6 protein-coding genes are annotated in these 16012 nt (G+C 69.2%); 4 read left to right on the top strand and 2 right to left on the bottom strand.

From position 1 onward, the window contains the following. Positions 1-7 precede the first annotated feature (7 nt). Positions 8-3412: a tetratricopeptide repeat protein gene (locus WME85_RS25795; protein ID WP_437841990.1), complete on the top strand. Its 3405-nt coding sequence runs from the start codon at positions 8-10 to the stop codon at positions 3410-3412. A 14-nt stretch (positions 3413-3426) separates the two neighbouring features. Here the strand turns inward: WME85_RS25795 and WME85_RS25800 are convergent, their stop codons facing one another. Beyond that, positions 3427-5577, bottom strand: coding sequence for a caspase family protein (locus WME85_RS25800; RefSeq protein WP_437841991.1), 2151 nt, complete (start codon positions 5575-5577; stop codon positions 3427-3429). Between the two features lie 402 nt (positions 5578-5979). Between WME85_RS25800 and WME85_RS25805 the strand changes: the two genes are divergently transcribed. From WME85_RS25805 to WME85_RS25815, 3 genes are all read left to right on the top strand, one after another. Continuing rightward, entirely contained in the window at positions 5980-6222 is a 243-nt protein-coding gene (locus WME85_RS25805) for a hypothetical protein (protein ID WP_437841992.1), read from the top strand. A gap of 4 nt (positions 6223-6226) precedes the next feature. Beyond that, positions 6227-9880, top strand: coding sequence for a tetratricopeptide repeat protein (locus tag WME85_RS25810; RefSeq protein ID WP_437841993.1), 3654 nt, complete (start codon positions 6227-6229; stop codon positions 9878-9880). Positions 9881-9954: 74 nt separating this feature from the next. Next, positions 9955-13293 carry a tetratricopeptide repeat protein gene (locus WME85_RS25815; RefSeq protein WP_437841994.1) on the top strand — a complete coding sequence of 1113 codons (3339 nt, stop codon included), beginning with the start codon at positions 9955-9957 and terminating at the stop codon, positions 13291-13293. A 189-nt stretch (positions 13294-13482) separates the two neighbouring features. On the opposite strand, the gene WME85_RS25820 is transcribed toward WME85_RS25815, so the two are convergent. After that, complete coding sequence (locus tag WME85_RS25820) at positions 13483-15786, bottom strand: caspase family protein (RefSeq protein WP_437841995.1); 2304 nt, start codon at positions 15784-15786, stop codon at positions 13483-13485. Positions 15787-16012: the final 226 nt, after the last annotated feature.

Here is a 16012-nt window from a genome sequence, read left to right on the forward strand (position 1 = left end):
CGGTGAGATGAAACGGTTCTCGAAGGCACGAGCAACACGGTTCACGGTGGCGGTCGGTGCCGAGCGTCCGCCGGTCGACGCGCCGGCGGAGATGCCGAATCTGGACGCAGCCACGGCGCCGAACGGGCCGCTCGAAGAGGCAGCGCGGCTGAGTGCCCGCATCGTCGAGCTCGAGCGGGCCGGCCGATACGACGAGGCCCTCCCCCTCGCACGGCGGGCGCTCGAGCTCCGAGAGCAGGCCCTCGGGCCTGAGCATCCCGACGTGGCCACCAGCCTCGACAGCCTGGCCGCGTTGCTCTGGGCGAAAGGCGACTACGCGGCGGCCGAGCCGCTCTACCGGCGCGCTCTGGCCATCTTGGAGAAGGCGCTCGGGCCCGAGCATCCCGACGTGGCCGAGAGCCTCAACAACCTCGCCGGGTTGCTCCAGGTGCGAGGCGACTACACCGCGGCCGAGCCGCTCTACCGGCGCGCTCTGGCCATCCGGGAGAAGGCGCTCGGGCCCGAGCATCCCGACGTGGCCGAGAGCCTCAACAACCTCGCCGGGTTGCTCCAGGTGCGAGGCGACTACGCGGCGGCCGAGCCGCTCTACCGGCGCGCTCTGGCCATCCGGGAGAAGGCGCTCGGGCCCGAGCATCCCGACGTGGCCGAGAGCCTCAACAACCTCGCCGGGTTGCTCCAGGTGCGAGGCGACTACGCGGCGGCCGAGCCGCTCTACCGGCGCGCTCTGGCCATCCGGGAGAAGGCGCTCGGGCCCGAGCATCCCGACGTGGCCGAGAGCCTCGACAACCTCGCCGGGTTGCTCGACGAGAAAGGCGACTACGCGGCGGCCGAGCCGCTCTACCGTCGCGCTCTGGCCATCTTGGAGAAGGCGCTCGGGCCCGAGCATCCCGACGTGGCCACCAGCCTCAACAGCCTGGCCGTGTTGCTCTGGGCGAAAGGCGACTACACGGCGGCCGAGCCCCTCTTCCGTCGCGCTCTGGCCATCCGGGAGAAGGCGCTCGGGCCCGAGCATCCCGACGTGGCCGAGAGCCTCGACAACCTCGCCGGGTTGCTCTGGACGAAAGGCGACTACGCGGCGGCCGAGCCCCTCTACCGTCGCGCTCTGGCCATCCGGGAGAAGGCGCTCGGACCCGAGCATCCCGACGTGGCTACCAGCCTCAACAGCCTGGCCGCGTTGCTCTACGCGAAAGGCGACTACACGGCGGCCGAGCCCCTCTACCGTCGCGCTCTGGCCATCCGGGAGAAGGCGCTCGGGCCCGAGCATCCCGACGTGGCCACCAGCCTCAACAACCTGGCCGCGTTGCTCTACGAGGAAGGCGACTACGCGGCGGCCGAGCCCCTCTACCGTCGCGCTCTGGCCATCCGGGAGAAGGCGCTCGGGCCCGAGCATCCCGACGTGGCCGAGAGCCTCAACAACCTGGCCGCGTTGCTCTACGAGGAAGGCGACTACGCGGCGGCCGAGCCCCTCTACCGTCGCGCTCTGGCCATCCGGGAGAAGGCGCTCGGCCCCGAGCATCCCGACGTGGCCGAGAGCCTCAACAACCTGGCCGATTTGCATTGGGCGAGCGGAGCACCCACGCGGGCGCTTCCGTTGATGCAGCGCGCCACTGAGATCCGCGAGAGGGTCCTGACCTCCGTTCTCGCCGGCAGCAGCGAGCGGCAAAAGCACGCGTTCGTGCGGACGGTGGAAGACGAGACCGACGCGACCGTCTCCCTTCACGTCCGCGCCCTGCCCGACCGCGCCGACGCCGCCCGGCTCGCGCTCACCGTCCTATTGCAGCGCAAGGGCCGCGTCCTCGACGCCATGACCGACATGCTCGCGCAGCTCCGCGCGCGCGGCCGGCCCGAGGACCAGGCGAAGCTGGCCGAGCTGACAAGGCTCGCGAGCGAGCTGGCGACGCGCACGCTGCGCGGACCCGCGCCCGGCGAGGACGTGAGTCATCACAGCGACGCGCTCACCAAGCTGCGGGTGGACACCGAGGTGCTCGAGCAGGACCTGGCGGCACGGTACAAGGCCCTGGCCGCAGAGCGACGCGCTGTCACCCTCGAGGCCGTGCAAGCCGCGCTCCGTCCGGGCGCAGCGCTCGTTGAGATTGCGCTGTTTCAGTCTTTCGATACGCGAGCGAAGCCCGGCCGCTGGGATGGCGACCCGCACTACGTTGCCTATGTGCTGCACCGGACCGGCGATCCACGCTGGGTGGAGCTGGGCCCCACCGCGCCTATCGATGCGCTGGTCGATCGAGCGCGCGCGGCGCTGAGCGCGGCCGATCCACGCTACGTCGAGGTGGCGCGCAAGCTCGACGAGAAGCTCATGCAGCCGGTAAGGCAGCTCCTGGGCAAGGCGCGAGAGGTGTACCTGTCGCCAGATGGAGAGCTCAACCTCCTTCCCTTCGCGGCGCTGGTCGACGAGCGCGGGCAGTTCCTGCTCGCGCGTTATCGCTTCACCTACCTGACCAGCGGCCGAGACCTGCTCCGCCTCGAAGGCACCCAGACCGAGAGCCCGCGCTCGTCGCCGCTGGTCATCGGCGACCCCGCCTACGACGACGAGGGCGGCGCCGCGCCGGCCGGTGAGACCTCGGGGCGTCGCTCGGACGCCATGGGCGCAATGAAGTTCGGCCCACTTCGGTGGACCGAGCCAGAGGCGCGCGCGGTGAAGGAGCTCTTGCCCGACGCACGCCTGCTGCTCGACAAGGACGCCACCGAGGCCGCGGTCAAGGCACTGGCGGGCCCCTCCATCGTGCACCTGGCCACGCACGGCTTCTTCCTGGCCGGGGCAGGCGCGGCACCGCGCGCGTCCCGCGGCGCTGCTGCACTCCGGTCTGCAACCGATCGACATCGTTGGTCCGGGAAGACCAAAGCGCAGCACCCCCGGCCCCCCGAGGTCCGGCCGTTCCTGACCCTGCTGCAACCCGGAGTGCTGCCGCCCTTGCCAGAGAACCCGCTGCTGCGCTCGGGCCTGGCGCTCGCAGGCGCCAACCTGCGACACAGCGGCAACGAGGACGGCGTGCTGACCGCTCTCGAGGTCGCGGGCCTGGACCTGTGGGGGACCAAGCTCGTCGTGCTGTCGGCGTGCGACACGGGGCTCGGCGCGCTCTCCCGGGGCGAGGGCGTCTACGGCCTGCGGCGCGCGCTCGTGCTCGCCGGGGCCGACAGTCAGATCATGAGTCTGTGGAAGGTCGCCGATAAGGAGACACAGGAGCTCATGATGGCCTACTACGCTCGGCTCTCGGCCGGCGACGGGCGCAGCGATGCGCTGCGCGAAGTGCAGATCGCCATGGCTCGCGAGGGCTCGCACCCCTATTACTGGGCCGCCTTCATCGCAGGCGGCAGCGGACGCTCGCTCTCCGGAAAGGAGCCGCCCGCCGTGCGAGAAGCCGATCTGCCGAGCGCAGCGGACACCGTGGGGACCTGATCGAATCGTCGAGGCTACTCTGTGTCGACGATGATCTGCTGCACGGTCCAGTCGAACCCCGGCTGGGACACGACGCGCATCCTGCTCTCCTCGTTCTTGTCGGCGTCGAGCGCCTCGCGCAGCCGAAAGAGCGTGTCTCGCGCAGCGCTGGCTCTCCTCCTCTCCGACCGGGTGATGGGCCGATCGATCGGCGGGTGCAGGAGCCACCAGAAATCGGAGTCGTCGACGGTCACCAGTATCTTGATGATATTCTTGGCCGAGGCCCGCCCGGCGCGCAGGACGGCCCCGAGCGCGAACCAGGCGTGTTGATGGGCCTCGACGGTGGTGTAGTACTCGCGCGACGGGTCAGGAGGCATGACGGGGCCGATGCTCCAATCATCTTCGAGGTCGATGGCCACGATGTTGACTCGACGATCGCTCTCGTTCACGACACGGACGAACGAGTAGGAGCCGGGCTTCACGACATATCTGCCGCCTTTCGGCTCTATCACCGTCCCCCCTTCGATCCAATCGCCCGGCGACCACCCTGGCGGGGGAGCGCGGAGCTCGACGCGAAGCGCGTCCTTGAGCCCCGAGAACGGGTCGTAAATCTCCTCGATCGTCTTGTACCGGAAGATGTGTATCAGCCGATCGACCACGAGCTCGGCGGCCTTCGGCGCGACGACGCTCACCGCTGGCACGTTGGGCATCGGCTTTCCGCTCGGATCCCAGATCTCGTATTGACCGCGGTCGTCGATGGCGACCTGGTAGTGCGGCGTCCCGCTCGTGTGGAGCACGAGAAAGCCGCGCCCTCTCGTCTCGATTGCTGCCCGCAGGGCGGCAAATGCCCGCTCCTGATCGATCCCGGGCGGCAGGTCATCCCGGTGGAAGAGGTTGACGGCGCGCTTCAGCGCGACCGATCCCACGTCCTCGAGGAGCGCCGGGGCGCCCGGCTCGACCGCCTCGACCGGGGTGCCCTCGTCCAGCTTCGCCCAGCTCTCCGTGCCTGTCACCTCGTCGACGGTGGCGCCGCCCACACGCCTCTTGTCCTGCGTGAAGTCCGTCGTCCCGGGAAGATAGAGGCCGAATTTGCTGCCCATCTTCATCCCCGTCACGCGGCCGGCGCTGAGCCTCACCCTCCGGCTCGTTTCATCGATTCCGATGATCCTCACCTCGTATGCGACGGGCCGGAGCGCGACGCCGAGCACCTGGCGCTCGCCCTTGCCGAGGAACTGGGGTGTCTGCGTCGGGTGCTGGCTATGCACCAGCGTGAACACGCGCTCGTAGAGCGTCTTCCAGCTCTGGTCCTTGCCGAGCCGCGTCAGCGCGTTCAGGAAGGCTGCCGTCATCACGCCGCCCCGCTGGGCACCGTCGACGCTGGCCTCCAGCGCAGACTGGTCGTCGCGGCACGCCGCAAGGAGCACGTAGTCGTTGGACTCGGGGAGCCAGGTCGTGCCGACGGTCCCTCCCGGCGCGGCGCCGGTCACCACGAGCCGCTTCCACGCGGCGCGCAGTTCCTCAGGGGGAGCAACGCCCCCCGCCGGCCGCTCCGTCGTGTCGAGCGTCGGATCGACCCCCTCGCGGGCGCCTGTCGCGCACCGCGGCGCGACGTCGATCCCGCGCGTCGCGCCGCCCGAATGGCAGCTGTCGAGCACCACCGTCACGATCGCCTGGCTCTTCCTCGTGAGCGCGTCCAGGTAATACACGAGATCGACATCGCTCAGGTATGGCGAGGCCTTGCCGATGTCCATGGGCACCAGCGTCTCGTCGTGTCTGCCGGACCCCTTCAGATCTCCGAACATCGTGGGGATGCGGCCGCCGTGGCCGGAGTAGTGGATGTACACCTGGTCGCCTGGCTGCGCCCGGGTGATCAGCGCGTCGAACGCCGCCTTCATGTTGGCGTACGTAGGCCAGTCGGAGCTCGGCCCACCGGGCTGGCCAGCCCCGCTGTCGTACGCGACGAGCTTCGTTATGTCGAGCGGTCCGGTGACGTGGGCGCGCAGCGCCGCCTCGACGAGGCCGACGTCGTTCACACAGCCGCTCAAGCTCGCGTAGGTGGCGCCGCTCTCGATCCGGTTCGGGAAATAGAAGTCGATGCCGATGAGCAGCGCCCGGAAGGTCGAGCCCGTGTCCTCAGCGCTGCTCGTCTCCGCCTCGTCGTGTTCGTCGTCCGGTTGGCCGTCCATCGTGCTCCTCCAGATGATAGCGGCCGCGAGGCCTACCCCTCCAGTAACTCCCCAGATCGTCATGCGCCCGGCGTTGCCATATTCCTTTCCCTCCTCAAAGTTCGGCGCACGCGCGCACGCGCGGACAATCCATGACGGATCGATAAAGAACAGCGCGCGAACGTCAAGCTGGGCGGAGGAAGCGAACACGAATCGTCTCGCGCCGGTTTTCAGGCTGGGGGAGCCAGTTGCGGCATCTTCAGCTTCATCCAACCGACGCGCGATCGAGGAGATCGCCCCCCGCGCCGCGGGGGTGGTACAAGCACACCAGGGAGCCGCGGCTCGCGTCGGCGCGCACGGCGACCCCGAACGAGGGAGCGGTGTCCACTTGACGTCCCAGCGAGTGCACGCACGATTACCAGTGTGCGGTGCGCACGAGAAAACTTCGGCATCGGCGAGGGGTGCTTCGTCGGGCAGTTGGCGCCGGAGCACGATGACGCGTTTTCAGACGAGCGCTCCGAGTATCGACACCTGAACTGTCACCGGGTTGCGCTGTTTGCCGGCGTGACGGCGATCGCCCAGCTGAAGCTGAGGGGTCAGGAGCGGCGAGATGAGGTGGTTTTCGAGAGCACGTGCAACGAGCTTCGCGGCGCCGATCGGGGCTGAACGTATGCGGGTCGAGGCGCCAGCGGAGACGCCGAAACAGGACACGGACGCGGCGGCGAAAGGGCCGCTCGAAGAGGCAGAGCGGCTGAATGCCCGCGTCGTCGAGCTTCAGCAGGCCGGCCGATACGACGAAGCCATCCCGCTCGCCCGGAGCGCGCTCGAACTGCGTGAAGAAGCGCTCGGGCCTGAGCATCCCGACGTCGCCCAGAGCCTCAACAACCTGGCCTTGTTGCTCCTGGCGAAAGGCGACCACGCGACGGCCGAGCCGCTCTTCCGTCGCGCTCTCGCCATCCTGGAGAAAGCGCTCGGGCCAGATCACCCCGGTGTGGCCACCACCCTCAACAACCTGGCCTTGTTGCTCCAGGCGAAAGGCGACCACGCGACGGCCGAGCCGCTCTTTCGTCGCGCTCTCGCCATCCGGGAGAAGACGCTCGGGCCTGACTACCCCGACGTGGCCGCCAGCCTCAACAACCTCGCCGGGTTGCTCCTTGCGAGAGGCGACTACGCGGCGGCCGAGCCGCTCTTCCGTCGCGCTCTCGCCATCCTGGAGAAGGCGCTCGGGCCAGATCACCCCGATGTGGCCACCACCCTCAACAACCTGGCCTTGTTGCTCCTGGCGAAAGGCGACCACGCGGCGGCCGAGCCGCTCTTCCGTCGCGCTCTGGCCATCCGGGAGAAGACGCTCAGGCCTGACCACCCCGACGTGGCCGCCAGCCTCAGCAACCTGGCCTTGTTGCTCCTTGCGAAAGGCGACCACGCGGCGGCCGAGCCGCTCTTCCGTCGCGCTCTGGCCATCCTGGAGCAAGCGCTCGGGCCTGGGCATCCCGACGTGGCCACCTCCCTCAGCAACCTGGCAGGGTTGCTCGAGGCAAAAGGCGACTACGCGGCGGCCGAGCCGCTCTACCGTCGCTCGCTGGCCATCCGAGAGCAAGCGCTCGGGCCTGAGCATCCCGACGTGGCCACCTCCCTCAACAACCTGGCCTTGTTGCTCCATGCGAAAAGCGACTACGCGGCGGCCGAGCCGCTCTTCCGCCGAGCTCTGGCCATCCTGGAGAAGGCGCTCGGGCCTGAGCATCCCAACGTGATCACCAGCCTCAACAACCTGGCCTTGTTGCTCCATGCGCGAGGCGACGACGCGGCGGCCGAGCCGCTCTACCGTCGCGCTCTGGCCAGGCGGGAGAAGGCGCTTGGGCCTGAGCATCCCGACGTGGCCGCCAGCCTCAACAATCTGGCCGGGTTGCTCTGGGCGAAAGGTGACTATGCCGCGGCCGAGCCGCTCTTGCGTCGCGCTCTGGCCATCCGGGTGAAAACGCTCGGTCCCGAGCATTCCGACGTGGCGCAGAGTGTCAACAATCTGGCCTCGTTGCTCCAGGAGAAAGGCGACTACGCATTGGCCGAACTTCTCTTCCGTCGCGCTCTGGCCATCGTGGAGAAGGCGCTCGGGCCTCAGCATCCCGACGTGGCCACCAGCCTGAACAACCTGGCCTCGTCGCTCCATGTGAAAGGCGACTACGCGGCGGCCGAGCCGCTCTACCGTCGCGCTCTGGCCATCCGGGAGAAGGCGCTCGGGCCTCAGCATCCCGACGTGGCCCAGAGCCTCAACAATCTAGGTACATTGCTCCATGCGAAAGGCGACGACGCGGCGGCCGAGCCGCTCTACCGTCGCGCTCTGACTATCCGGGAGAAGGTGCTCGGACCTGAGCATCCCGACGTGGCCCAAAGCCTCAACAACCTTGCCGGCTTGCTCGTGGAGAAAGGCGAATACGCGGCGACCGAGCCGCTCTTGCGTCGCGCGTTGGCAGTCCTGGAGAAGGCACTCGGGCCTCAGCATCCCAACGTGGCTCGGAGCCTAAACAACCTGGCCAGGTTGCTCTGGGCGAGCGAAGCGCCCACGCGCGCGCTCTCGCTGATGCAGCGGGCTGTTGCGATTCACGAGCGAATCCTGATGTCAGTCCTTGCCACCAGCAACGAGCGGCAAAAGCACGCATTCGCGTGGACGGTGCAAGACGAGACCGACGCGACCGTTTCTCTTCACGTCCGGGCGCTGCCCGACGACGCCGACGCCGCCCGGCTCGCGCTTACCGTCCTGCTCCAGCGCAAGGGCCGCGTCCTCGACGCCATGACCGACATGCTCGCGCAGCTCCATGCGCGCGGCCGACAGGAGGACCAGGCGAAGCTGGACGAGCTCGCGAGCCTCAGGGGCGAGCTGGCCACGCGTACGCTGCGCGGGCCTGCGCCCGGCGAAGACGTGAGCCATCACAGCGACACGCTCGCCGAGCTGCTGGCGGATATCGAGGTGCTCGAGCAGGACCTGGCGGCACGGTACAAAGCGCTGGCCGCGGAGCGCCGGGCCGTCACCGTCGAGGCCGTGCAAGCCGCGCTCGGTCCGGGCTCCGCGCTCGTCGAGGTCGCGCTGTTTCAGCCTTTTGATCTGCACGCCAAGCCCGACCGCCGGGTTGGCGACCCGCACTACGTCGCCTATGTGCTGCACCGAACCGGCGAGCCGAGCTGGGTGGAGCTGGGCCCCGCCGCCCCCATCGACGCGCTCGTCGCTGCTGGACGCGCGTTGCTGAGCGCCACCGATCCGCGCCACGCCGAAGCGGCGCGCGCGCTCGACGAGAAGGTCATGCTGCCGGTCAGGCAGCTCCTCGGCGACGCGCGCGAGGTGTACCTGTCGCCGGACGGAGCGCTCAACCTCGTGCCGTTCGCCGCACTTGTCGACGAGCGCGGGCAGTTCCTGCTCGCGCGTTATCGCTTCACCTACCTCACCAGCGGACGGGACCTGCTCCGCCTCGAAGTCACCCAGACCGAGAGCCCCCGCTCGTCGCCGCTGGTCATCGGCAACCCCGCCTACGACGAGGCCGGCGCCGCGCCGGCCGGTGCGGCCTCGGGACGCCGCTCGGACGCCATGGGCGCCATGCGCTTCGGCCCACTCCGGTGGACCGAGCCAGAGGCGCGCGCCGTCAAGGACCTCTTGCCAGATGCACGCCTGCTGCTCGACAAGGATGCCACCGAGGCCGCCGTCAAGGCGCTCGCCGGCCCCGCCATCGTGCACCTGGCCACCCACGGCTTCTTCCTGGCGCAGGCACCCGCGGCACCGCTCGCGCCCCGCGAGGACCGGCCGTTCCTGATCCTGCTCCAGCCCGGAGCGCTGCCGCCCTTGCCAGAGAACCCGCTCTTGCGCTCGGGTCTCGCGCTGGCAGGGGCCAACCAGCGACACAGCGGCGGCGAGGACGGCGTGCTTACCGCGCTCGAGGTCGCGGGCCTCGACCTGTGGGGGACCAAGCTCGTCGTGCTCTCGGCGTGCGACACGGGCATCGGCGCGCTCTCCCGGGGCGAGGGCGTCTACGGCCTGCGGCGCGCGCTCGTGCTCGCCGGAGCCGACAGCCAGATCATCAGTCTGTGGAAGGTCGCCGATGAGGAGACCCAGGCGCTCATGAAGGCCTACTACGGCCGGCTCTCCGCCGGCGAGGGGCGCAGCGACGCCCTGCGCGAAGTGCAGCTCGCCATGGCGCGCCAGCACCTGCATCCCTATTACTGGGCCGCCTTCATCGTAGGCGGCAGCGGGCTGTCGCTTGCCGGAAAGGAGCCGCCCGCCGTACGAGAAGTCGACGTGCCGAGGGCAGTGGACATCGTGGGGAGGGCCGCGCCCGAGTGACCGCGCGCCCGTGGCGCGCGAGCCGCGCTGCCAGGCCTCGCCCGGCACGAATCTGAAGGACAAGGAGCAGTGAGATGAAGGGGCGTTCGAGGGCACGCGCAACACGGATCGCGGCGCAGATCGTGGCCGCGCATCCGCAAGTCGAGGGGCGGGCGCAGATGCCGAAGCAGGAAGCGGCCGGGGCGGCGCAGGGACCGCTCGAAGAGGCAGAGCAGCTGAATCGCCGCGTCGTCGAGCTTGAGCAGGCCGGCCGATACGACGAGGCCATACCCCTGGCGCGGAGGGCGCTCGGGCTGCGAGAAAGGGCACTCGGATCCGAGCATCCCCACGTGGCCCAGAGCCTCAACAACCTGGCCTGGCTGCTCCAGACGAAAGGCGACTACGCGGCGGCTGAGCCGCTCTACCGCCGCGCTATGGCCATCTGGGAGAGGGCGCTCGGCCCCGAGCATCCCAGCGTGGCTATCGCCCTCAGCAACCTGGCCTTGTTGTTCAAGGCAAAGGGCGACTACGCGGCGGCCGAGCCGCTCCACCGTCGCGCTCTGGCCATCCGGGAGAAGGCCCTCGGGCCCGAGCATCCCCACGTGGCTACGAGCCTCAACAACCTGGCCGGGTTGCTCTACGCGAAAGGCGAGTACGCCGCGGCCGAGCCGCTCCACCGTCGCGCTCTGGCCATCCGGGAGAAGGCCCTCGGGCCAGACCATCCCGACGTGGCTCAGAGCCTCAACAACCTGGCCCAGTTGCTCGAGGTAAAAGGCGACTACACAGCGGCTGAGCCGCTCTACCGCCGCGCTCTCGCCATCGTGGAGAAGGCGCTTGGCCCAGAGCATCCCCACGTGGCCACGAGCCTTATCAACCTGGCCGGGCTGCTCGAGGCGAAAGGCGATTATGCAGCGGCCGAGCCGCTCCTGCGCCGTGCCCTGGGTATCCGGGAGAAGGCGCTCGGCACCGAGCATCCCCACGTGGCCATCAGCCTCAACAGCCTGGCCGGGTTGCTCGAGGCGAAAGGCGATTACGCAGCGGCTGAGCCGCTCTACCGTCGCGCTCTGGCCATCGTGGAGAAGGCGCTCGGCGCCGGGCATCCCGAAGTGGCCGCAAGCCTCAACAACCTGGCCGGGCTACTCGCGGCGAAAGGCGACTACGCGGCGGCCGAGCCGCTCTACCGTCGCGCTCTGGCCATCGTGGAGGAGGCGCTCGGCCCCGAGCATCCCAGCGTGGCCAACAGCCTCGACAACCTGGCTTTGTTGCTCCAGACCAAAGGCGACCACGCGGCGGCCGAACCGCTCTACCGCCGGGCCCTGGCCCTTTGGGAGAAGGCGCTCGGGCCTGAGCATCCCGAAGTGGCCACGAGCCTCAATAACCTGGCCGGGTTACTCCATACGAAAGGGGACTACGCGGCGGCAGAGCCGCTCTACCGTCGCGTTCTGGTCATCCGGGAGAATGCGCTCGGGGCCGAGCATCCCAGCGTGGCCGCCCCCCTCAACAACCTGGCCGGGTTGCTCTGGGCCAAAGGCGACTACGCGGCGGCAGAGCCGCCCTTCCGCCGCGCTCTCGCCCTCTGGGAGAAGGCGCTCGGGCCTGAGCATCCCAGCGTGGCCATCGCCTTCAATAACCTGGCCGGCTTGCATTGGGCGAGCGCGGCGCCCACGCGGGCACTTCCGCTCATGCAGCGGGCGGCTGCGATCCACGAGCGGGTCCTGGCCGCTGTCCTCGCCGCAAGCAGCGAGCGGCAAAGACACGCCTTCGCGTGGACGGTGCAAAGCGAGACCGACACGACCGTTTCTCTCCACGTCCGCGCGCTGCCCGACCGCGCAGACGCCGCCCGGCTCGCGCTCGCCGTCCTGCTCCAGCGCAAGGGCCGCGTCCTCGATTCGATGGCTGACATGCTCGCGCAGCTCCGTGCACGCGGCCGGCCAGAGGACCAGGCGAAGCTGACCCACCTGGCGAGCCTCGCGGGCGAGCTGGCGACGCGCACGCTGCGCGGGCCTGCGCCCGGAGAAGACCTGAACCATCACAAGGGCGCGCTCGCCAGGCTGCGCGCCGACACCGAGGAGTTCGAGCGGGACCTGGCGGCACGGTATAAGGCGCTGGCCGCGGAGCGCCGGGCCGTCACCCTCGAGGCCGTACAAGCTACGCTCGATCCGGGCGCCGCGCTCGTCGAGATCGCGCTGTTTCAGCCCTTTGATCCACGCGCGAAGTCCAACCGCTGGTATGGCGACCCGCACTACGTCGCCTATGTGCTGCACCGGACCAGTGATCCAAGCTGGGTGGAGCTCGGCCCGGCCGCGCCCATCGATGCGCTCGTCGCTCGAGCGCGCGCGTTGCTGAGCGCCACCGATCCGCGCTACGCCGACGCGGCGCGCGCGCTCGACGAGAAGGTCATGCAGCCGGTCAGGCAACTCCTTGGCGAGGCGCGCGAGGTGTACCTGTCACCGGACGGAGCGCTCAACCTGGTGCCCTTCGCGGCGCTGGTCGACGAGCGCGGGCAGTTCCTGCTCGCGCGCTATCGCTTCACCTACCTCACCAGCGGCCGCGACCTGCTGCGCCTCGAAGTCACCCGGACCGAGAGCCCGCGCTCGTCGCCGCTCGTCCTCGGGAACCCAGCCTACGACGACGAGGGCGGCGGCGCGCCGGCCGGTGCGGCCTCGGGGCGCCGCTCGGACGCCATGGGCGCCATGCGCTTCGGCCCACTCCGGTGGACCGAGCCAGAGGCGCGCGCCGTCAAGGACCTCTTGCCAGATGCACGCCTGCTGCTCGACAAGGATGCCACCGAGGCCGCCGTCAAGGCGCTCGCCGGCCCCGCCATCGTGCACCTGGCCACCCACGGCTTCTTCCTGGCGCAGGCACCCGCGGCACCGCTCGCGCCCCGCGAGGACCGGCCGTTCCTGATCCTGCTCCAGCCCGGAGCGCTGCCGCCCTTGCCAGAGAACCCGCTCTTGCGCTCGGGTCTCGCGCTGGCAGGGGCCAACCAGCGACACAGCGGCGGCGAGGACGGCGTGCTTACCGCGCTCGAGGTAGCGGGCCTGGACCTGTGGGGCACCAAGCTCGTCGTGCTCTCGGCGTGCGACACGGGCATCGGCGCGCTCTCCCGGGGCGAGGGCGTCTACGGCCTGCGGCGCGCGCTCGTGCTCGCCGGGGCCGATAGCCAGATCATCAGTCTGTGGAAGGTCGCCGATGAGGAGACCCAGGCGCTCATGAAGGCCTACTACGGCCGGCTCTCCGCCGGCGAGGGGCGCAGCGACGCCCTGCGCGAAGTGCAGCTCGCCATGGCGCGCCAGCACCTGCATCCCTATTACTGGGCCGCCTTCATCGCAGGCGGCAGCGGCCGGTCGCTCTCCGGAAAGGAGCCGCCCCCGGTGCGAGAAGCCGATTTGCCGAGGGCAGTGGACACCGCGGGGCGGGCCGCGCCCGAGTGACCGCGAGCTCGCAGCGAGGGGGGCCGCGCCGGCAAGCCACGGCGCGCGAGCCGCGGCCTGCTGTAGTCGATCCTGTCGCACAGCAGGATCAGGCCACGCTCCCCTGCCTTCCGGACACGCATCTACAGACGGGGACCCCGCGCAAGGCGCAACCCGGAGCACGAGCGCGCTCTGCTCGAATCGTCGAGGCTACTCTGTGTCCACGATGATCTGCTGCACGGTCCAGTCGAAGCCCGGCTGGGACACGACGCGCATCCTGCTCTCCTCGTTCTTGTCGGCGTCGAGCGCCTCGCGCAGCCGAAAGAGCGTGTCTCGCGCGGCGCTGGCTCTCCTCCTCTCCGACCGGGTGATGGGCCGATCGATCGGCGGGTGCAGGAGCCACCAGAAATCGGAGTCGTCGACGGTCACCAGTATCTTGATGATATTCTTGGCCGAGGCCCGCCCGGCGCGCAGGACGGCCCCGAGCGCGAACCAGGCGTGTTGATGGGCCTCGACGGTGGTGTAGTACTCGCGCGACGGGTCAGGAGGCATGACGGGGCCGATGCTCCAATCATCTTCGAGGTCGATGGCCACGATGTTGACTCGACGATCGCTCTCGTTCACGACACGGACGAACGAGTAGGAGCCGGGCTTCACGACATATCTGCCGCCTTTCGGCTCTATCACCGTCCCCCCTTCGATCCAATCGCCCGGCGACCACCCTGGCGGGGGAGCGCGGAGCTCGACGCGAAGCGCGTCCTTGAGCCCCGAGAACGGGTCGTAGATTTCCTCGATGGTCTTGTACCGGAAGATATGTATCAGCCGATCGACCACGAGCTCGGCGGCCTTCGGCGCGGCGACGCTCACCGCTGGCACGTTGGGCATCGGCTTTCCGCTCGGATCCCAGATCTCGTATTGACCGCCGTCGTCGATGGCGACCTGGTAGTGCGGCGTCCCGCTCGTATGGAGCACGAGAAAGCCGCGCCCTCTCGTCTCGATCGCTGCCCGCAGGGCGGCAAATGCCCGCTCCTGATCGATCCCGGGCGGCAGGTCATTCCGGCGGAAGAGGTTGACTGAGCGCTTCAGCGCGACCGATCCCACGTCCTCGAGGATCGCCGGGGCGCCCGGCTCGACCTTGTCGACCGGGGTGCCCTCGTCCAGCTTCGCCCAGCTCTCCGTGCCTGTCACCTCGTCGACGGTGGCGCCGCCCACGCGCTTGTCGCCCTGCGTGAAGTCCATCGTCCCGGGAACATAGAAGCCGAATTTGCTGCCCATCTTCATCCCCGTCGCGCGGCCGGCGCTGAGCCTCACCCTCCGGCTCGTTTCATCGATTCCGATGACCCTCACCTTGTATTCGACGGGCCGGAGCGTGACGCCGAGCACCTGGCGCTCGCCCTTGCCGAGGAACTGGGGTGTCTGCGTCGGGTGCTGGCTATGCACCAGGGTGAACAAGCGCTCGTAGAGCGTCTTCCAGGTCTGGTCCTTGCCGAGCCGCGTCAGCGCGTTCAGGAAGGCCGCCGTCATCACGCCGCCCCGCTGGGCGCCGTCGACGCTGGCCTCCAGCGCAGACTGGTCGTCGCGGCACGCCGCAAGGAGCACGTAGTCGTTGGACTCGGGGAGCCAGGTCGTGCCGACGGCCCCTCCCGGCGCGGCGCCGGTCACCACGAGCCGCTTCCACGCGGCGCGCAGCTCCTCAGGGGGAGCAACGCCCCCCGCCGGCCGCTCCGTCGTGTCGAGCGTGGGATCGACCCCCTCGCGGGCGCCTGTCGCGCACCGCGGCGCGACGTCGATCCCGCGCGTCGCGCCGCCGGAATGGCAGCTGTCGAGCACCACCGTCACGATCGCCTGGCTCTTCCTCGTGAGCGCGTCCAGGTAATACACGAGATCTACATCGTTCAGGTAAGGCGAGGCCTTGCCGATGTCCATCGGCACCAGCGTCTCGTCGTACCTGCCGGACCCCTTCAGGTCTCCGAACATCGTGGGGATGCGGCCGCCGTGGCCGGAGTAGTGGATGTACACCTGGTCGCCTGGCTGCGCCCGGGTGATCAGCGCCTCGAACGCCGCCTTCATGTTGGCGTACGTAGGCCATTCGGAGCTCGGCCCACCGGGCTGGCCAGCCCCGTCGTCGTACGCGACGAGCTTCGTTAATTCGAGCGGTCCGGTGACGTGGGCGCGCAGCGCCGACTCGACGAGGCCGACGTCGTTCACACAGCCGCTCAAGCTCGCGTAGGTGGCGCCGCTCTCGAGCCGGTTCGGGAAATAGAAGTCGATGCCGATGAGCAGCGCCCGGAAGGTCGAGCCCGTGTCCCGAGCGCTGCTCGTCTCCGCCTCGTCGTGCTCGTCGTCCGGTTGCCCCGCCATCATGGGATCCGCTGGCTCAAGGTTCGGATCGCGGCTCGGATCGGCATCTTGCGCCTCGCTTTCCTGCACTGCGGCCCGTCTTCCATCCTCTTCCAGATCGAGCGGCAGCATCCGATCGTGGCAAACCCCGACGTTGGCTTCTGAAATTGACATGGCCATTTCCCTCCTCAAAGGCTAACGCTCGCTCGCGCGCGCCGACAGCCCATGACGGTTCGATGAAGAACAGGGCCAAGAGGTCAAGCTGGAGCGGAGGGGACAAAGGGCGAATCGCCTCGCGTCGCTTTTCAGACCAAGGGAGCCAGTTACGGCATTTTCAGTCTCTTTGAGCCGACGCGTGCTCGAGGAGATGGGGGCCCCGCGCCGCGTCATTGGACAACTA

It is taken from the genome of Sorangium sp. So ce1153, assembly GCF_051521595.1.
Classification (GTDB): Bacteria; Myxococcota_A; Polyangia; order Polyangiales; family Polyangiaceae; genus Sorangium.